Origin of the sequence: Actinacidiphila alni (assembly GCF_900112845.1) — a bacterium.
GTDB classification, from domain to species: domain Bacteria; phylum Actinomycetota; class Actinomycetes; order Streptomycetales; family Streptomycetaceae; genus Actinacidiphila; species Actinacidiphila alni.
In genome coordinates, this window is the sequence record NZ_FONG01000043.1 from 1 (window position 1) to 17,247 (window position 17,247).

The following is a 17,247-nucleotide window of genomic DNA, read 5'->3' on the forward strand; positions in this document are numbered from 1 at the left end:
CCGCCTCCGCGATCCACCACGGCGTCACGACGGCCGTGGCGGTCAACGCGGCACTCGTGCTGCTCGGAGTCGTCCTCGCCGCGAACTTCCGACGCAGGGCAAGTTGATCCAGACGGCGAGGGTGAGGGTGATGCGTTCGCCGGCATCGGGCATCAAGGTGACGCACCCGGTGTCGGCAAGGCGCTTTACGATCTCCCAGCCGCAGCCTCCGGCGGCGCCCGGACCCCGGTCCCGGGCGGTACCGTGCCGGCGTCGTAGGGAACCAGACGCAGCCGCCGGGAAGCGGGGCTCGAAGCGGCAGAGAACCCGGTGAGACTGTTGCGGCGCCGCCGCGCGTTCGACACCAGCGCCATCGCCAACAGGGCGTCCACCCCACACCGGGCGGTGTCGGCCGGACATGTGCTGAGCACCACGGACACTACCGCCCGAGCCCCCGCCGCCAACGCGACCTTGTCCCCACCGGCGGTGCGGGGGCCGGTGGCCGTCCTCGACACCGCCGTCCACGACATGGTCAGCACGATCCGAGTCTGACCACCGCCCCGCTCGGCGCGAAGGCGACCGTCGTCATCGCCCGGATCACCCGCCGGCTTCCTCGGTGCCAACACTGCCGGTGTGCCAGGTGACGGCGTCCTCAAGGACGGCGCGGCTGGTGCGGAACGAATTCACCGGGGCATCGAGGTCGGCGTAACCGAAGGAAATGCCCGCCACCACCCGCCGGTGGTCGGGGATGCCGAAGTGCTCGCGCAGGAAGTCCGGGTACGAGGCGAGGGCGGCCTGGGGGGCCGTGGCGAGACCGAGACTGTGCGCGGCGAGCAGGAAGGTGTTGATGTACGCGCCGCAGTCGACGGCGCCGTAGATGCCGAGGTCGGCCTCGGTGGTGATGATCGCGGCGTGCGGGGCGTCGAACAGCTCGAAGTTGCGCAGCAGTTGGCGCAGCCTGCCCTCCTGGTCCTCCTTGCGGATCCCGAGGCTGGCGTAGAGCTGGTAGCCGCACTCGCGCCGGCGCTCCCGGTAGACGCCGGTGTACTGCGCGGGGAACGGGAAGTCGGGCTCGGCCGGGTGGCTCTGCACGTGGTCCAGGAGACCGGTGCGCAGACGCTCGGTGGCCGCCCCCTCGGTGAGGTGCACGTGCCAGGGCTGCGCGTTGCACCAGGAGGGGGTGCGCTGGGCCATGTGCAGGAGCTGCCCGATGACGGTCCGAGGGACGGGGTCGGGGCGGAACTGCCGGCAGGTCCAGCGTTCGGCGAGGATCCGCGGCAGCTCGCCGCCCGGGGCCGCGTCGGCATCGGTGTCCGGCGGCGTGTGCGTCGTCGTCATGCAAGCCTCCACGGTGCGGTCTCGTTTCGAGACCACGCTACGCGGGCTGGTCTCTTTTTGGAACCGCGGAGTTAGGCTTCAGGTGTGCGTTACGAAGACCTGGCCGACCTGCCGTGTTCGATCACCCGTCCGCTCGTGGTCCTCGGCGACCGGTGGACGCTGCTGCTGCTGAAGGCGTCGTTCGCCGGGGTGCGCCGGTTCAACGCGTTCCAGAGCGCGCTGGGTATTTCACGCAGTCGTTTGCAGGACCGGCTCGGCCGCCTGGTCGAGCACGGCATCCTGGAGCGCCGTACGGCTCACGACGGCGACCATGTCGAGTACCGCCTGACCGCCAAGGGGCACGCCCTGTATCCGATCCTCATGGCGATCAGGGACTGGGGCGACACCTACATGGCCCCGGACGGTCCGCCTGCCCACTACCGTCACCGTGACTGCACCGGTGAGGCCCACGTCCAGCTCACCTGCGACGCCTGCGGCGGGACCGTCACCGCGCGGGATGTCGCACCCGAACCAGGACCTGGGCTCCAGGCGCACCTTGGCCGACCCGAGACTGCGGCCGAGCAGCAGCGTCAGTGATCGGCGGCCCGGCGGGCGGGTACGGGAATTCGGTCTGCTTCGGTGGCCGTGTCTGCCGTCCAGCTCAGCAGGATGCCCAGAGCCTCGGCGGATCCGCGCCGGGGCAGGTAGGTGAGCAGGGTGCGGTCGGGGCGGGCGGGTACGGCGAGGGCGTGGTAGTCGAAGCTGAGTGTGCCGACGGCCGGGTGCAGGATGCGGGCGACGCCCAGGCGCTTTTCCCGGACGTCTCCAGTCGCCCACAGGATCCGGAAGGGTTCGCTGCGTATGGCGAGCTCGCCCACGAGCGCCGCGAGCCGGGTGTCGTCGGGGCGGCGGCCGGTCAGCAGGCGGAGCTGGGCGACGGTCTCGGCGGCGATCGCGTCCCAGTTCGCGTAGCGCGACCGCGCCTCGGGATGCAGGAAGAGCTGGCGGGCAGCGTTGCGCGGCTCCGGCATGCCGGACACGTCGAAGACAGCCTCGGCCGCGCTGTTGGCCGCGACGATGTCGAGACGGGTGTCGAGGAGCAGGGCGGGGGTGCCGGTCATGGTGTGCAGCAGCCGCACCAGCGGCTCGTCCGGCACCGCGCCGGATCCCTTCCCCGCCCTGCCTGGCGAAGCGGTGTCCCGCGCGGGGCGCGCGAGGTTGCGCAGATGCTCCGCCTCGGTGTCGGAGAGTGACAGGGCCTCGGCGACGGCAGTGAGCACCTGGTCGGACACGTGGGGTGCGCGGCCCTGTTCCAGGCGGACGTAGTAGTCCGGGCTGACCCCGGCGAGAAGCGCCACTTCCTCACGCCGCAGCCCGGGCACCCGCCGCCGGGTATGGCTCGGCGGGAGCCCTGCCTGCTCAGGCGAGATGTGCCCGCGCCGGGTGCGCAGGAACTCACCGATCGTCGTCTCCACCCCATCTACGCTACGACGCCGCAGCGGGCTGAGCCTGGTCCTGCTGGGACCAGGTAAAGCCGGCCCTGGCTCACCGCCCGCCGCTCGCGCACCGTCATAGGTGATCTCGTATTCCGCTGCACGAGCGCAGGTGGAACGGGCTAGCAGGAAGGCAGTGGCAGATGCGTGCGGCAGTGGTGAAGAGGTTCGGCGGGCCCGAGGTCCTCGAAATCGTCGAGACGCCCGCCCCCGAGGCGGGCCGTGGAGAAGTGCTGGTCAAGGTGGCCGGTGCCTCGGTCAATTTCGCCGACGTCCTGGTACGCGAGGGCCTGAACGTGCAGTACGGCGCCGTCGCTCAGCGCGGTCAGTACGGCCTGGGCGCGGACGTGGCGGGCACCGTCGCCGCAATCGGCGAGGACGTCACCCGGTTCACCGCCGGTGACCGGGTCGTCGGCACCCAGGAGCGCCTGGACCGCGATCTGGGAACCCAGGCGGAGTACGTCCTGCTCAGGGACTGGGAACTCGCCCCGGCCCCAGCGGGAACGGATCTCGTGCGGCTAGCCACGCTCGGCCTGAACGCCACCACCGCAGACCAGGCCCTGGACGCACTGGCCCTGGAGCCGGCCCAGTGGCTACTGGTCACCGGCGCCGCCGGCGGAGTCGGCCTCTACACCCTGGAGCTCGCGCGCCTGCGCAGTCTGCGCGTCATCGCTCAAGCAGGGGCGGCGGACGAGGAGCTGGTACGGAAGGCGGGCGCGGAGCTGTTCGTCCCGCGTGAGGAGGACCTCGTACCGGCGGTCCTCTCGTTCGTGCCGGGTGGCGTGGACGGTGCGATCGACGCAGCCAACCTGGCCGCCGGCGCGGCGGACGCGGTCCGGCACGGCGGCTCCTTCGTGTCGCTGCTCAACTCCGCCCCCATGGCCCGCCGCCAGGTGCGGACGACCAACCTGGCCTGGCACACAGACGGGGAACGCCTGGCCAAGCTGGCGGCGTTCGCCGGCACCGGTCTGATCACCCTGCGGGTGGCCAGGACCTTCCCGCTGGAGGAGATCGCCCAGGCCCACCAGACCCTCGCAGGGGGCGGGTTGCGCGGACGGCTCGTCCTCGTGCCGTAGCACCACAGCCGGGGCGCAGCACCGTGACGGGCGGCCCTCGTTACCCGGCCCCGCGGCCGGCGGTCCGGGCGGCGAGCGCGGCCACGCTGCGCAGTTCGACGTCCGGGACGTCGGCCCGGCTCAGCACGGCCAGGGACTGATTGACCGCGACGACGTACGTGGCCAGATCGTCCAGCACGTTGCTCTCGGCATCCAGACCGGTGAACGCCGCGCGTACGCGCTCCCGTTGGGCGTCGAGCAGTTCGCGCACGTGGGCTCTGCTGTCCGGCGGGAGCATCGGCAGCTGGGCGAGGGACTGCGCGATCAGGCAGCCGGCGGGCACGGCCGGGTCGGCGATACGGCGCAGGGTGACGGCGAGAAACGCCTCGACGAGGCGCGCGGGCTCGCCGGGGTACGCACTCAGGGCCCGCTCGTACTGCGCGCCGTAGAAGGTCGAGTAGCGGTCGAGGCACTTCCGGAAGAGGGCGTCCTTGCTGCCGAAGGCGCCGTAGAACGACCCGCGGCCCAGGCCGGTGGCCGAGCCGAGAGCGTCCAGGGACGCGTCCGCGTATCCGCGCAGCCAGAACACCTGCATGGCCTGCTCGACGGCCGTGTCGACGTCGAACTGCTTGCGTCCGGCCACCGCCGACGCCTCCTTGCCGCTGACCCGTGGTGCTTCTCAACCACCCTATCCCCGTGTTGGATCGATCGGTACAGTAATCTTGTACTGATCGATCCAAGACGGCCGGTCGAGGAGCTTCCCGCCGGTCGAGTGCCCGGAGAGGAAACGTCGCATGCACCTGCCGTCCGCCCCGCCGGACCGGCCCACGGGCCGAGGGTCCGTCGGCCGGGTCCCGCGCCTTCCTGCCGGATTCACCGACACCTTCACCAGCCGGTACGTCGATGTCGACGGCCTGCGCCTGCACGCGGTGACCGGAGGCGAGGGCCCGCCGCTGCTGCTGCTCGCCGGCTGGCCGCAGACCTGGTACGCCTGGCGCCTGGTGATGCCCGCCCTCGCCCGCGAGTTCCGGGTTGTCGCGGTCGACGCGCGCGGTGTGGGGCTGTCCGACAAGCCCGCGACCGGCTACGACACCGGCACCCTCGCCCGTGACATGGCCGGCCTGATGACCGCGCTCGGACACGGGACGTTCGCCGTGGTCGGACACGACATCGGCATGTGGACCGGCTATGCCCTGGCTGCTGACCACGGCGAGCGGGTCGAGCGACTCGCAGTCGCGGAGGCGGCCGTCCCCGGTCTGACGCCGTCGCCGCCGCTGTTCAGTGCCGCAGAGGTCAACGACCGCCTGTGGCACTTCGCCTTCAACCGCCTCGGCGGGATCAACGAGAAGCTGGTCGAGGGCCGTGAGCACCTCTTTTTCGGCCACCAGTTCACCGCGAAGGCCGCACGGCCGCTGCCCGACCACGCCGTGCAGCACTACGTCGACACCCTCGCTGCCGATCCCGCCGCGCTGCGTGCCAGCTTCGCCTTCTACCGGTCTCTCGACGAGACCATCGCCCAGAACGAGCAGCGCGCAGCGCGCCGTCTGACGCTGCCCGTGCTGGCCGTCGGCGGGGCGCAGAACCTCGGTGCGGCGGTCGCTGCGACGATGGACCGGGCCGCGGACGACGTCACCGGCGTCGTCATCCCCGGCTGCGGCCACTTCCCGCCCGAGGAGACGCCGCAGGAACTGCTGTCAGCACTGCGGCCCTTCCTCGCACCCTACCGCGACCAGGCCGTTCATCCGCCCCGGATCGCCGCGGCCACGGTCCTCGGGGACTCCGACTGAGGGAAGTGCCCCGCGTCCGCGAGCGCGGTCACCCTCGCCTGCGGCAGCAGCCGCCTGGCCCGTTCCAGGACGTGTGCGCCCGAGACCGGGTCGGCCAGCCCCCACATCAGGTGAAGAGGACCGTCCCACTCGCGGAGGGCGGCCTCCCACCGGGCGTGGTGCAGGTCACGCTCGGTGTTGTAGCGGATCAGGCGATAGGTGAGCTTGTGCCCGTTGTCGCGGGACATGCCCAGCCACAGGCTCTCGAACTCGGCGTCGGTCAGCTTCGCGGTACCCCGGACCGCGTCCAGTCCGGCGCGGGCGCGCGAGGGCGTCACCCGCGACGCGACAAAGTGCCCGAGGACGGGTTTGACGAGCAGCTTCTGAAGCGTCGTGGGGCGGTAAGCGCTGTAGACAATCGCGCAGTTGAGGACCGTCACGCTGCGGACGGTGAAGCCGAGGGCGTCGTGACGGCGGCGGTCCAGGAGTTCCTGGCCGACGATGGCGCCGTAGTCGTGGACGACCAGATCGACGCCGCCCAGCGAGAGATGCGCGACCAGCTCCTCGACGATGTCCGCAGACTCGGTGACGGTGTAGTCGTACGGATCGGGCTTGTCCGAGACCCCGTACCCGAGGAAGTCCAGGGTGACGACGTGGTGGTCGGCCTCGAGGTCGGCGGCCACCTCGGCGTAGTCGTAGGACCAGGTCGGGAAGCCGTGCAGCATCAGCACGGCGGGACCCTGACCTCGCCGCCGGTACGCGATCCGGTGCCCGGCGCTTGTCGTGAGCGTCTCGGACTCCTCGATCCACTGCCGCGCGCCGGCCGGGACGCCGCCCGCAGCCTGCCGTCCGTCCATCGTGCTGACTCCTCTGATCTGAACAGCGGGACTGCCGCCCACGGCGCAAACCCGCCTCCTACAAGACGGACATGCCGCCGTCGACGGGCAGGTCGGCGCCGAAGACGAAGGATGCCGCAGGTGAGGCCAGGAACGCGATCACGTCGGCGACCCCCTCAGGCCGTGCGGGACGACGAGCCGGTGTCGCCCGTGCGAACTGCTCCGCCTGATACCGGAGTTGCTCGTCCGCGGGGTGAGGACCACGCCCGGACTGACCGTGTTCACCCGCACGCCCGCCGGTGCGCACTCGGCGGTCCAGCCTCGCGTCAGCGACTCCACACCGGACTTCGCCGCGGAGACCAGCACGATGCCCGGCACCGCCTTGTTCGCGGCGGCCATCGACACGTTGACGATCGACCCCCGGCCCCGCTCCGCCGTCCTCGGACCGATCAAGGCGACGAGCGCGAGCGGGGCCTTCACCTTGACGGCAACCGACCGGTCGGGGTCGGTCCCCGAACTCTGCGCGCTCGGGGCGTACTGCTGCGCCAGGAACGCGTTGTTGACCAGGACGTCGAGACCGCCGGTGCGTTCCTCCGCCTCGTGCGCGAGACGGGCAGCCTCCTTCTCCTCCGACAGGTCGGCCAGAATCAGGTCCGCCCGCCCTCCCGCGGACCGGATCGCATCGACGACCGCACGGCCGCGCTCGCCGTCCCGCCCGTGAACAACAACATGCTGGCCGGCGCGGCGAGCGCGGTCGCCCTACCGATGCCGCTCGTCGATCCGGTGACAAGCGCCGTGCGCAGGACGGGACGAGACACAGACATAACAACCCTTCGTGAACAACGCGCTGTTGAGCGGGGCCGCCGTCGCCCGCCGGCATTCGGCCGACCGCCGGCGTGCCGTCTCAGCTCAGCCGGCGAGAGACGCCTTGGTCTCGCGGGTCTCGTCGTCGGCGAGCACCTCAGGCGCCCCGGCTTCCAGACCGTCGAGGGCAACCCGCACGACATCGGCCGGGTCGTTCTTGGGAAAGTCCCAGGCGGCCATCATGTCGGTGTCGGTCGAACTGAGGTAGAGGCCGGTGACCTGGGTGCCCTGCCCGGCCAGCTCCAGGCGTACTCCGTTGGTCATGCTCCACGCGGCGGCCTTCGAGGCGGCGTAGGCGTTGACGCCGGGAAAGGAGAGCCAGGACATGCGCGAGTTCACGTTCAGGATGGCTCCCCCGCCGTTGCGGGCCAGGACCGGTGCGAACGTGCGGATCATGCCGAGCGGGCCGAAGAAGTTGGTGTCGATCTCCTGCCGGATCGCGGCGAGGTCGCCGGTCACCAGGTCACTGCCGGTGGCGGTGCCCGCGTTGTTGACCAGCAGCGTCACATCGGAGGCGATGGCCGCGGCAGCGGTCACCGCGTGCGGGTCGGTGATGTCGAGCGCCAGCGGAATCGCGCCGGGCACGTCGACGGCCTCCGGCCTGCGGGCGGCGGCGTACACCTTCGCGGCGCCCCGGTCCAGAAGCTGCTGGACGAAGTGCCGGCCGATGCCGCGGTTGGAGCCGGTGACGAGTGCAATGCTTCCCTTGATGTCCATGACTGCAACGCTAGAACCGAGCCATGCGAGCCTCAATGGCACATATTCTCAATTTGATACCTGAAACGCTCATCTATCTGAGATGCTGAGTGTATGGATGCCTTGAGTGGACTCATTGATGCCCAGCTGGTGCGCGGCGTGCTGGGCGCGCGGATCGCCGCCGGGGACGACTGGGGGTGGTGGTCGGCCGAGCAGCCGGGTGCCGCGTTCCATGCGGTGACCTCGGGCACGGTGTGGATCGCCCCCGAGGGCTCAGATCCGCTGCAGCTGCGGGCCGGTGACGTCCTGCTGCTCCCCGGCGGCCGTGCGCACGCCCTGGCGGGCGGCCCCGAGGCGCTGGCCCGCACGACGCCGCAGCGCTCCGACGGGTACACGCTCGCGGCCGACGGCACGGTCCGCATGGGGCACGGGCAGGCGCACACCCGCATCCTTTGCGCGCACTACACGCACGACCCCACGGCCTCCGGATCCTTCCTCACTGCGCTGCCCGACACCGTCCTGCTACGCGGACAGGGCGACGGCGGCGGACTCGCCGAGACCATCCGCCTGGTGGGCCGTGAACTGACCGCACCGCGGCCCGGAAGCCAGATCGTCCTCGCCCGCCTCGTCGACGTCCTGTTGGTCCAGGCCCTGCGGGACTGGCTCGAACGCGGTGACGACAGTGCGGTGTCCCCGCTGCACGCCCTGCGCGACCCCATCGTGTCTTCGGTCATGGCAGTGATCGACGCGGAGCCCGGCCGCCCTTGGACGGCACAGGAGCTTGCCCGCGCGGCCGGCGTCTCGCGGGCCACGCTTGCCCGCCGTTTCCCGGCAGCCCTGGGCGAGACACCGGCCGCCTACCTCACCCGACGCCGCCTGGACCTTTCCGCACGTCGCCTGCGGGACTCCGACGATTCCCTCGAACGCATCGCCCAGGACGCCGGCTACACCTCGGCCTACGCCTTCAGCCGCGCCTTCCGCCGCGCACGGGGCATTCCGCCCGGCAAGTTCCGCACCACCTCCCGCACAGCCCGCTAGGGGCAACCGACGGAATTCGTTGACCAGCCGGTACGTGGCTTCCGTCGCGCTGGGTTCCCGCGCAAAGGCGCCCACGTACCCGCCCCTGAGCGTCGGCGCCGACGTGAACGCGCTCAGCACCGATGGGTCCGCCGAACCGGCTCGCGTTTCGTCACACGGGGCGGCCCATTTCATCGGTAGCCTGCCAGGGCGGTGGTCGATCCGTTCCTGCCGTGGTGGGTTTCGGCGCGCGTACGCGGAAGGAGTACGTCCGGGACCGGTGCCGCGTCATTCGTTGAGGAAGACGATCTTTCCGCGTGCGTGCCCGCTCTCGCTCAGCTCGTGGGCTGCCGAGGCGTCTTCCAGCAGGAAGGCGCCGGCGATCGGGATGCGCAGCTTGCCCCGGTCCGCCAGTTCGGCGGCGAGGGCCAGACCGTGCACCGCCAGCGGATCCGCGGCCGGTCCGATCGTCTTGCCCTCCTCGTCGGCGGGTGCGCCGTGCGAAAGGTGCACGTTGTATGCGGCCGCATTCATGAAATCGGCGATGGTGACCACCCGTGTGGCGTCGCCCGCGATGGTGATCAGATCGGGCAGGGAGCCGCCTGCGCAGTCGAAGACCGCGTCCACCCCGTCCGGCGCCAGGGCACGGACGCGTTCGACGATGCCTTCGCCGTAGGTGGTGGGTGTGGCGCCCATGGAGCGCAGGAAGTCGTGGTTGTGCTCGCTGGCGGTGCCGATGACGCGGGCTCCGCGGGCCGCGGCCAGCTGGACGGCGACTGTGCCGACGGCGCCCGCCGCACCCTGTACGAGGACCGTGTCGGACGCTCCGACCCGGAGTCGGTCCAGGACGCGGGTGGAGGTTTCCACGCTCCCGGCAGCACCGCCCGCCTCGGGCCAGGACCAGGCAGCAGGCTTTCGCGCCCACGAAGTGAGCACCGCAGAGTCGGAGTTCGCGCCGCGCGCCCGCGTGGTGGTCATGCCGAACACCTCGTCACCGACCGCGGTGTCCGTCACGCCTTCTGCGACTTGATCCACGACGCCGGCCGCGTCGAACCCGGTCCGGTAGGGGAAGCCAATGGCCATCATGTCCTTCAGCCGCCCGGAGCGCACGTAAGCGTCCGCGGGGGTGAAGCCGGAGGCGCGCACGGCGATGCGTACCGTTCCCGGGCCCGCCTGTGGCTCGGGCGCCTCGCCGACTTCCATGACAGAGGGCGGACCGTACCGGGAAAACTGAACTGTTCTCATGTGCTCGACCGTAGGCCGCCATCGTGACGCACCTGCGTAAAGTGAGAACGGTGGGTGCGGAAATGAGAACCGGGGAGCGCTCGGACGCGCGGGACAACCGGCTGCGCATCCTGGCCGCCGCCCGGCGCACCGTCGCCTCCGCAGGGCCGCAGGTGTCCGTGCGGGAGATGGCTCGGCGGGCCGGGGTGAGCGTCGCTACGGTCTACCGCCACTTCCCGTCCAAGGACGACCTGCTCGCCGAGGCGTTCGCCGAACAGTTCGCGACGTGCCATCAGATCGTGGAGAACGGACTGGCCGCCGCGGATCCCTGGGAGGGCTTGCGCCTCGTCATCCAGGACCTCATGGTCCTGCACGCACACCACCAGGATTTCGCCCGTACCTTCGGCGCGCCGTCGATCCCGTCGGCCGAGCTTTCCGATGAGCGCGACGAAACACTGCTTGGTCTGTCCGTGCTGATGCAGACCGCGAAGGAGGAAGGTGCGCTTCGCCGGGACGTGACGCTGACGGATCTCAGCATGGTCCTGATGGCCAACAACGGCATCACCGCGTCCTCGACGGCCGCCAAGGTCGCAGCCGCCCGACGCTTCGCCGCCTTCGTCACGCAGTCCTTCGCCGCAGGCCCGCACGCCGAGCCCCTCCCGCCGACGCCGCGGCTCACACTCCGCGCAGCCAGCTGAACACTCGTTGCTCGGACCGATCCCGCTCGAACGGCACGACGTGGTGATTCGCCGGAACCGGCGTTCTGCCGCACGCCAACGGAATGGGCTTCCCTCTCTCCACGGCAGTGCTAACTCCACCCGCGTTCGATACCCGCGGCGCGTTACGGGTGCCGGTCGCGGGACGTGAGGCGTGAATCCCCTGTCGCCTCCGTGTGCCGGGGTGTGCCGGTCGTGCAGTGACCCGCGGCCTGGCCGGTCTTGTCGCGGCGCATGGCGGTCAGGTGGAGATCGGCCAGGCGGGGCGACGGGGCGATGTCGATGGGTTCGGCCAGGTGCAACAGGCCGCGATCGTCGGTGGTGGCGGCCCAAGCCCGCAGATTGGAGCCCGGGTGGGCGGTGCTGACGCCGATTTCTCCCTTGGGGAGGACGCCGTTGAAGGGTGTCGCGATGCGGTGGGTGTTCCAGTAAGACCAGGCTTCGAGGGCTTTGGCCTGCTCGAAGACCGGATAGAGCTGGGGGTAGCGGGGCAGGATGCGCATCTCGCGGAAGAGCGTCTGCCCTAGCAGGCCCGGGGCGTACGCGGCCACGTCCTCGAAGGTAGCGGGCTGGGCGAAGGTGACAGAGGTGGCGTCCTGTCCGGGGTGGAGGGCGACGGCGGCGAACAGGTGGGACAGGCGGTCGCGGGTGTAGGTCGCGGCACCGTCGGCGAGTCCGGGTTCGATGCCGGCGATCAGACCCCGGAGGGTTTGGCTGTCGGGGTGGAACAGGGCGAGGTCGAACAGCTTCGCCATGCCGGGGACGGCGGTGAAGGCCAGGCGCTTGTAGAGGAGGTTGTTCATCTCGCCGTGCTCGGCGCAGGCGGCGGTCTCGGTACTGGTGGAGTGGAGCATCAGGTATTCCGACAGGACCTCGAAGTACAGGTATCCGAGGAAGGGGAATCCGGGGACGGCGGCGGCGAGGCGGTCGACGAAGGCGGCCGGGTCGGTTAAGCGGCCGGTGGCGTTGGCCAGGAGCATGTCCAGGAAGGAAGCGGTGGCCCGGATACGAGACACGGCGGCGGTGCGCAGCTGGTCGTCCTCCTGCGCGGTGAGAAAGCTGCGGTGCTGCTGGTAGGTGCGCAGGTGAACCGGGCCGAGCCGGAGGTAGTCGATGCCCCGGGCCGCAGCGGGCGCGGCGGGTGTGATCTGGAGGATCAGGGTCTGGGTGTGGGGTTTGGTCTGCCGGAGGTAGGCGCCCAGGTTGTGCGGGCGCAAGCCCCCGGCCACCGGGGTCAGGGGCGCGCAGTACACGGCGGCGACCAGGCATCCGGAGGAGGCGTAGAGCTGGCCGCTGGCGCGGATCGCGTCCAGGGCGTTGGTGGTGTGCATCAGGTGGATGGGTTTGCCGCTGGTCATCGTGGTGGTCATGGCGTTGTCGGCCAGCAGCCAGCCGCCTGGGGTGGTGGTTTCCAGCCGGGTGCGCCAGTCGGTTTCGGATGCGGTCAGTCCGGCCGGGGCGGGCCGGTTCGGCGGCCGGGTGAAGTCGGTGTGCGCGCGGTCCCATTCTGCGGCGATGCTCTTGTCCATCGGGCGTGTCTCTTCCTACCTGGGGTTGGTGGCGTGGTGGAGGGCAGCGGCGTGGGTGGCGCCGTCCAGGCGGGCGGTCTCGGAGCGGATCACGAGCTGAGCGGCCAGGCCGTGGCACCAGGGCCGGACCGTGGCGCGCAGGTGTGAGGTGTCGGGCCACCACCGCCGCAGCGGCAGCCGGTAGCGGTCCAGGCAGTCGGCGGCTTTGAGCAGGTCCACCACGACCGCCGCGTGCCGGTAGGCGCGGGCCTGGGCGGGGGTGAAGTCGCCGTACGGAACGTCGTGGAGGGCGATGGCGACCGCGGCCCGGCGCACGGCGGTCTCCGGGAGCGCGACGCCGAGACCTTCGGTGACGGCGGCCGTGGCCTGCAGGAGCCAGTCGGCGGCCCGCCGGCCGTGGCCGGGGTCGTGCCGGTCGTCGGCGCGGCGGCAGTCGTGGACGGCCCCGGCCACCCGCAGGGCGTCAGTGTCCTCGGGCCCGAGCCGGTGTTCGGCGGCCAGCACCGCGGCGAGCAGGCTGACGCGGGCGTTGTGCCGGACCCCGTGCGCGCCGTCGGCGAGCGCGGGGGCGGTGAACCAGTCGGTGTCCGGAATCAGCAGCGGAAGCTGCTGCGGGTGGCACGACGCCGGTAGGGTCGGTGTTCTCGGCGCGTTCATTTCGATCCAGCCGAGTGTTTCCCTGTCCATCATCTGGTGGTCAGGCAGTCGGCGGGCCAGGGCCAGGTCGCGCAGTGTCGCGGTGCGGGTCATGGGTGCCTCGAAAGGTTCGGGTGCGGCGGTCGTGAAGCTGGGCGTGGCGATCTTGACGATGGGCACGCGGCCCAAGGAGCTGGCCGATCTGCTGGCCTCGGTTGCCGGGCAGAGCGTCCCGGCGGCGCGGACGGTGGTGGTTGCCAACGGGTGCGCGCTGCCGGATCTGCCGCCGTGGGTGGAGACCGTCGAGCTGCCGGAGAATCTCGGGGTGACCGGCGGCCGTAATGCCGCACTGGACCGGCTGCGGGACATGGATCTGGTGCTGGATCTGGACGATGACGGGCTGCTGGTCGCGGACGATGTCTTTGAGAAGATCACCGGCCTGTATGAGGCCGACCCCCGGCTGGGGATCGTGGGTTTCCGGATCGCGGACGAGACCGGGTTGACGCAGCGGCGGCACGTGCCGCGCCTGAGGGCTGGTGATCCGATGCGCGGCGGGTATGTGACCGGTTTCCTCGGCGGGGCGCACGTGCTGTCGACGGCGATGCTGACCGAGGTCGGTGACTGGCCGGAGTCGTTCTTCTTTGCGCATGAGGAGACCGACATGGCCTGGCGGGCGGTGAACGCCGGATGGAAGGTCCTGTACGAGCCGGATCTGCTGCTCCAGCACCCGCGGACCTCGCCCGCCCGGCACTCGTTCTTCTACCGGGTCAACGCCCGCAACCGTGTCTTCCTCGCCCGCCGCCACCTGCCGGCGCCGCTGGTGCCGGTCTACCTCAGCACTTGGGTCGCCCTCACGATGGCCCGCACCCGCACGGCCGCCGGGCTCAAGGCGTGGTTCGCCGGGTTCGCCGAGGGGTGGCGCACTCCGTGCGGGCCGCGCCGCCCGATGCGCTGGCACACCGTGTGGGAGCTGACCCGGCTTGGACGCCCGCCCGTCATCTGACCCCGGGTCAGGCTGCCTGTCGGCGCAGCCAGTCCGGGATCGCCTCCGGCGTCCGCTCCAGCCACCGCAGGTAGTCGGTCACCCCGTCCTCGATGCCGGTCCGCGGCTCCCACGCCAGTACGTCCCGCATGCGGGTGATGTCGGCGCAGGCGCCCAGCGGGTCGCCCTGCGGCAGCGGCGCGCTCTCGATCCGGGTGCCCGGGTGGTAGGCGGCCACCATCTCCGCGATCTGCCGGATGGACGTGGCCCGCCCGCTGCCGATGTTCACGGTGGCGCGGTGCGCCGCCGGCTCGACCGCGGCCAGCATTGTCGCGGTGGCGATGTCGTCGACGTGGACCATGTCGCGGACCTGCACCCCGCCGCCGTTGAGGACCAGCGGCAGACCGAGCGCGGCGCGCATCCCGAACCACGCCACCACCCAGCTGTGCGAGTTCGCTTTGACCACCTGCGGCTTGCCGTAGACGGAGAAGTACCGCACCACCGCGTACGAGGCGTCGGTGCCGCCCAGAGCCAGCGCGGTCTGGTGCTCGCCCCAGATCTTGGAGTTGGCGTACACGCTGACCGGGCGCAGCTCGTCGTCCTCGGCGAACCGGCCCGCCGAAGCGGTGCTTCCGCCGAGCCCGTAAACACTGGCGGAGGAGACGAACACCAGCCTGGCCAGTGTCCCGGCGTGGCGGGCCGCGGCGTCGAGGACGGCCTGGGTGCCGGCGATGTTCGCGCGGACGGCCGCCTGGGGGTTGCGGGTGCACTCCGCGACGTCGGCCAGTGCGGCGGCGTGAATCACGAAGTCGCCGCGCGAGACCAGATCGTCCATCAGCGCGGAGTCGTGGATGTCGCCCGCGATCACATCCGGATCGGCCGGCTGCAGGCCGAACAGCGACGTGCCCGCGTCGCCGTAGGCGTCGCGGCGGCCCACCGCCAGCGGCTTGGCCCCGATCTCCCGGAGCCGGTGCACGATACGGCTGCCGACCAGCCCGAACGCACCGGTGACCACCACGGTCCGCCCCGACAGCGCCATCAGCCTGTCATCACCAACAGTCATCACGAAACCTTCTTCCTGAACCGGCCGCGCGGCCACGCGGCGCCGACAGGCACAGGACAACACCACGAACCGCGTGCTTGAAGGGGGCAACTGTGTGCCCGGTGTGTGTCCCGCGCCGAGGCGCCCTCCCCCATCACCGGGCGGGTGCGGCATGGTGGATCCAGGCGACAACCCGGGGGGGAACCGTGGAGCTGGAAGACCACCCGCTCACCCACATACGGCGCACCAGGAACTGGTCGATGGACGACCTCGCCCGCGCCCTGCGCCGGCACGCCCGCCAGCTCGGGCTGCGCAGCGGCGCCGACCGCAACCGCGTCTGGCGGTGGGAAAGTCGCAGCGCGATACCCAATGCCGAGAGCCAGCAGCTGCTGGCCGGCCTCCTCGGCGTCCCCCTGTCGGTCGTGACCCAGCTCGGCTGGCCCTACTGGCTGCCCGCTTACCACGAGCCCCACCCGCTCAGCCCGTCCGGAAGCCGCGCCGCCCTCCGAGAGATTCAGGCCACCCCCATGGAACGACGGTCCTTTCTCGTCCTGCCCACCGGCACCCTCGTCGGATTCGCCGCCCACTGGGCCGCCGTCGAACCCGGGCGTCTCGACCGTGCCCTTTCCGGACACCGCGTCGATCCCGAACTGCTGGCCTGGCTGGAAGCACGCACCGGCGAACTGCGCGCCCTGTCCGCAGCCGGCGGCCCGATGCTGCGGAAACTCGTCGACGCCCATCTGGCCACCGCCATCGACCTCATCGACCAGGACAACTACCCCGCCGCAATACACCGGCGCCTGCACACGGTGGCCGCCGACCTCGCCCACCAGGCCGGGTGGATCCGCTTCGACGCCGGCCAGCACGCGCCCGCCCAACACCGCTGGGAAGCCGCCGTCCACGCCGCCCACCAGGCCGGCGACCGGGACCTGGCCGCCGTTGCCCTGTCCGATCTCGCCTACCAGGCCACCTGGTTGGCCCGCCCCGCAGACGCCGTCGCCATCCTCGAATACGCCCGCTCCCGCACACCCGCCCCCGCCACCCGCGCGCTGCTCGACGTGCGACGCGCCCGAGCCAGCGCCGTCCTCCAGGACCGCACCGACGTCGAACGAGCCCTGCTGTCCGCCGAAGCCGAACTCGACCGCGCCCGCCCCGGCACGACCCCCGCCGTGGTGTCCTGGATGTCGGCCAGCGACATCACCGCCGACGCCGGCCGCTGCTGGCTCGACCTCGGCGACACCACCCGGGCCCGTACCGCGATCGCAGGCGGGCTCACCGAACTTGACCCGCAACGCCGCCGAACCCAGTCCATCTTCCTCACCTACTGGGCCGAAACCACCCTCCACCACCACGACGCCGCCGCCATCGCCACCGCCGCCAAAACCGCCCTCGACGCAGCCACCCACACCCGCGCCCCCCGCTGCATCGACCTCGCCCACACCCTCCTCGCCCGCCTCGACAAACGCACCGAACAACCCATCAACGACCTCCGCGACTACGCACACACCCTCCAGCCCACCTGAGCAACGCCAGCCCCAGCCCACGGCGGTCCCGACCGACCAACCTCGAACTCTCAATCAGCTTCAGCTGAGCTGCACGCGACAACCGGCGTAGCCCTGCCATTGACGCCGCTTCACTTCTTGAAGGCTGCGCTTCCTCTTGACGCCGGACGGCTGACGTCGCTTCCATACGGTTACGAATGGGAGCGCTCCCATAAGCGGTCCCGTCGGAACCCCCACCACGAACTGAAGCGTTCCGTCCCCCCACCGAGAGGAATCGCCACCGTGGTCACCGTCCCGGACTCCCCGAGTCCCCTGAATACCCCGGGCCTGTCGCGGCGTCTGAGCCGGCTGCGGGTCCTGCTCGCCGCCGCCGTCGCGGCGGCCCTGCTCGCCCTGCTCTCACTGGCCGGCCAGACGCACGCCACCGCGGCGGCCGCACCGGCCGCCGCCCCCGCCGCGGGGGAGGCCGCGAGCGGCTACTGGCACACCAGCGGCCGGCAGATCCTGGACTCCACCGGCAAGGCCGTCCGGATCGCGGGCGTCAACTGGTTCGGCTTCGAGACCAGCAACTACGTGGCGCACGGCATCTGGTC

General features: G+C 71.2%; 18 protein-coding genes and 2 pseudogenes. 9 read left to right on the forward strand and 11 right to left on the reverse strand.

The window, feature by feature from the left end; all coding sequences use genetic code 11:
* Positions 1-309: 309 nt before the first annotated feature.
* Positions 310-531 (forward strand): hypothetical protein, encoded by a 222-nt coding sequence (locus BM076_RS35300; protein ID WP_093717873.1) that lies wholly within the window; start codon positions 310-312, stop codon positions 529-531.
* A gap of 45 nt (positions 532-576) precedes the next feature.
* Here the strand turns inward: BM076_RS35300 and BM076_RS35305 are convergent, their stop codons facing one another.
* Entirely contained in the window at positions 577-1,317 is a 741-nt protein-coding gene (locus BM076_RS35305) for a nitroreductase (RefSeq protein WP_093717874.1), read from the reverse strand.
* Positions 1,318-1,401: 84 nt separating this feature from the next.
* Here BM076_RS35305 and BM076_RS35310 point away from each other — a divergent pair, with 84 nt between their 5' ends.
* Positions 1,402-1,893, forward strand: a complete 492-nt coding sequence (locus BM076_RS35310) for a winged helix-turn-helix transcriptional regulator (RefSeq protein WP_093717875.1) — start codon at positions 1,402-1,404, stop codon at positions 1,891-1,893.
* Here the strand turns inward: BM076_RS35310 and BM076_RS35315 are convergent.
* Entirely contained in the window at positions 1,887-2,771 is an 885-nt protein-coding gene (locus tag BM076_RS35315) for a helix-turn-helix transcriptional regulator (RefSeq protein WP_093717876.1), read from the reverse strand. The two genes, BM076_RS35310 and BM076_RS35315, sit on opposite strands and share 7 nt — an antisense overlap.
* A 161-nt stretch (positions 2,772-2,932) precedes the next feature.
* Here BM076_RS35315 and BM076_RS35320 point away from each other — a divergent pair, with 161 nt between their 5' ends.
* Complete coding sequence (locus BM076_RS35320) at positions 2,933-3,865, forward strand: NADP-dependent oxidoreductase (protein WP_093717877.1); 933 nt, start codon at positions 2,933-2,935, stop codon at positions 3,863-3,865.
* Between the two features lie 40 nt (positions 3,866-3,905).
* Here the strand turns inward: BM076_RS35320 and BM076_RS35325 are convergent, their stop codons facing one another.
* On the reverse strand, positions 3,906-4,487 hold the full coding sequence (locus BM076_RS35325; protein WP_093717878.1) for a TetR/AcrR family transcriptional regulator: 582 nt from the start codon (positions 4,485-4,487) through the stop codon (positions 3,906-3,908).
* A gap of 151 nt (positions 4,488-4,638) precedes the next feature.
* Here BM076_RS35325 and BM076_RS35330 point away from each other — a divergent pair, with 151 nt between their 5' ends.
* On the forward strand, positions 4,639-5,631 hold the full coding sequence (locus BM076_RS35330) for an alpha/beta fold hydrolase (RefSeq protein ID WP_093717879.1): 993 nt from the start codon (positions 4,639-4,641) through the stop codon (positions 5,629-5,631).
* Here the strand turns inward: BM076_RS35330 and BM076_RS35335 are convergent.
* The 4 genes and pseudogenes from BM076_RS35335 to BM076_RS35345 form a co-directional block, all read right to left on the reverse strand.
* Positions 5,583-6,467 (reverse strand): alpha/beta fold hydrolase, encoded by an 885-nt coding sequence (locus tag BM076_RS35335; RefSeq protein ID WP_093717880.1) that lies wholly within the window; start codon positions 6,465-6,467, stop codon positions 5,583-5,585. The two genes, BM076_RS35330 and BM076_RS35335, sit on opposite strands and share 49 nt — an antisense overlap.
* Before the next feature lie 58 nt (positions 6,468-6,525).
* A complete protein-coding gene (locus tag BM076_RS38120; protein WP_265737130.1) occupies positions 6,526-6,753 on the reverse strand; it encodes an SDR family oxidoreductase in 228 nt (75 codons plus the stop codon).
* Positions 6,744-7,136, reverse strand: a pseudogene (locus BM076_RS38125) (SDR family NAD(P)-dependent oxidoreductase); the annotation flags it as partial. The gene BM076_RS38120 and the pseudogene BM076_RS38125, both read right to left, overlap by 10 nt.
* A gap of 219 nt (positions 7,137-7,355) precedes the next feature.
* Positions 7,356-8,027, reverse strand: coding sequence for an SDR family oxidoreductase (locus tag BM076_RS35345; protein WP_093717881.1), 672 nt, complete (start codon positions 8,025-8,027; stop codon positions 7,356-7,358).
* A 93-nt stretch (positions 8,028-8,120) separates the two neighbouring features.
* Between BM076_RS35345 and BM076_RS35350 the strand changes: the two genes are divergently transcribed.
* Positions 8,121-9,044, forward strand: coding sequence for an AraC family transcriptional regulator (locus tag BM076_RS35350; RefSeq protein WP_093717882.1), 924 nt, complete (start codon positions 8,121-8,123; stop codon positions 9,042-9,044).
* Positions 9,045-9,311: 267 nt separating this feature from the next.
* On the opposite strand, the gene BM076_RS35355 is transcribed toward BM076_RS35350, so the two are convergent.
* Positions 9,312-10,268, reverse strand: a complete 957-nt coding sequence (locus BM076_RS35355) for an NADP-dependent oxidoreductase (protein ID WP_093717883.1) — start codon at positions 10,266-10,268, stop codon at positions 9,312-9,314.
* 23 nt (positions 10,269-10,291) lie between these two features.
* On the opposite strand from BM076_RS35355, the gene BM076_RS35360 reads away from it, so the two are divergent.
* Complete coding sequence (locus BM076_RS35360; RefSeq protein WP_245796682.1) at positions 10,292-10,945, forward strand: TetR/AcrR family transcriptional regulator; 654 nt, start codon at positions 10,292-10,294, stop codon at positions 10,943-10,945.
* Positions 10,946-11,088: 143 nt separating this feature from the next.
* Here BM076_RS35360 and BM076_RS35365 read toward each other — a convergent pair whose 3' ends face one another.
* Together BM076_RS35365 and BM076_RS35370 are read right to left on the reverse strand one after the other, a co-directional pair.
* Entirely contained in the window at positions 11,089-12,492 is a 1,404-nt protein-coding gene (locus tag BM076_RS35365; RefSeq protein WP_177246776.1) for a hypothetical protein, read from the reverse strand.
* Positions 12,493-12,507: 15 nt separating this feature from the next.
* A complete protein-coding gene (locus BM076_RS35370) occupies positions 12,508-13,242 on the reverse strand; it encodes an HD domain-containing protein (RefSeq protein WP_093717885.1) in 735 nt (244 codons plus the stop codon).
* Between BM076_RS35370 and BM076_RS35375 the strand changes: the two genes are divergently transcribed.
* A complete protein-coding gene (locus BM076_RS35375) occupies positions 13,241-14,131 on the forward strand; it encodes a glycosyltransferase family 2 protein (RefSeq protein WP_093717886.1) in 891 nt (296 codons plus the stop codon). The two genes, BM076_RS35370 and BM076_RS35375, sit on opposite strands and share 2 nt — an antisense overlap.
* Before the next feature lie 7 nt (positions 14,132-14,138).
* On the opposite strand, the gene BM076_RS35380 is transcribed toward BM076_RS35375, so the two are convergent.
* Complete coding sequence (locus tag BM076_RS35380) at positions 14,139-15,173, reverse strand: NAD-dependent epimerase/dehydratase family protein (RefSeq protein ID WP_177246777.1); 1,035 nt, start codon at positions 15,171-15,173, stop codon at positions 14,139-14,141.
* A gap of 185 nt (positions 15,174-15,358) precedes the next feature.
* Here BM076_RS35380 and BM076_RS35385 point away from each other — a divergent pair, with 185 nt between their 5' ends.
* Both BM076_RS35385 and BM076_RS35390 read left to right on the forward strand, forming a co-directional pair.
* A complete protein-coding gene (locus BM076_RS35385) occupies positions 15,359-16,675 on the forward strand; it encodes a helix-turn-helix domain-containing protein (RefSeq protein ID WP_143120736.1) in 1,317 nt (438 codons plus the stop codon).
* Positions 16,676-16,993: 318 nt separating this feature from the next.
* A pseudogene (locus tag BM076_RS35390) lies at positions 16,994-17,247 on the forward strand (cellulase family glycosylhydrolase); the annotation flags it as partial.

Coding starts and splice junctions, on each gene's coding strand:
- BM076_RS35335 (WP_093717880.1), bottom strand. CDS start 6,467: ATGGACGGACGGCAGGCTGCGGGCGGCGTCCCGGCCGGCGCGCGGCAG.
- BM076_RS35375 (WP_093717886.1), top strand. CDS start 13,241: ATGGGTGCCTCGAAAGGTTCGGGTGCGGCGGTCGTGAAGCTGGGCGTG.
- BM076_RS35350 (WP_093717882.1), top strand. CDS start 8,121: ATGGATGCCTTGAGTGGACTCATTGATGCCCAGCTGGTGCGCGGCGTG.
- BM076_RS35365 (WP_177246776.1), bottom strand. CDS start 12,492: ATGGACAAGAGCATCGCCGCAGAATGGGACCGCGCGCACACCGACTTC.
- BM076_RS35320 (WP_093717877.1), top strand. CDS start 2,933: ATGCGTGCGGCAGTGGTGAAGAGGTTCGGCGGGCCCGAGGTCCTCGAA.
- BM076_RS35330 (WP_093717879.1), top strand. CDS start 4,639: ATGCACCTGCCGTCCGCCCCGCCGGACCGGCCCACGGGCCGAGGGTCC.
- BM076_RS35345 (WP_093717881.1), bottom strand. CDS start 8,027: ATGGACATCAAGGGAAGCATTGCACTCGTCACCGGCTCCAACCGCGGC.
- BM076_RS35380 (WP_177246777.1), bottom strand. CDS start 15,173: ATGACTGTTGGTGATGACAGGCTGATGGCGCTGTCGGGGCGGACCGTG.
- BM076_RS35370 (WP_093717885.1), bottom strand. CDS start 13,242: ATGACCCGCACCGCGACACTGCGCGACCTGGCCCTGGCCCGCCGACTG.
- BM076_RS35355 (WP_093717883.1), bottom strand. CDS start 10,268: ATGAGAACAGTTCAGTTTTCCCGGTACGGTCCGCCCTCTGTCATGGAA.
- BM076_RS35305 (WP_093717874.1), bottom strand. CDS start 1,317: ATGACGACGACGCACACGCCGCCGGACACCGATGCCGACGCGGCCCCG.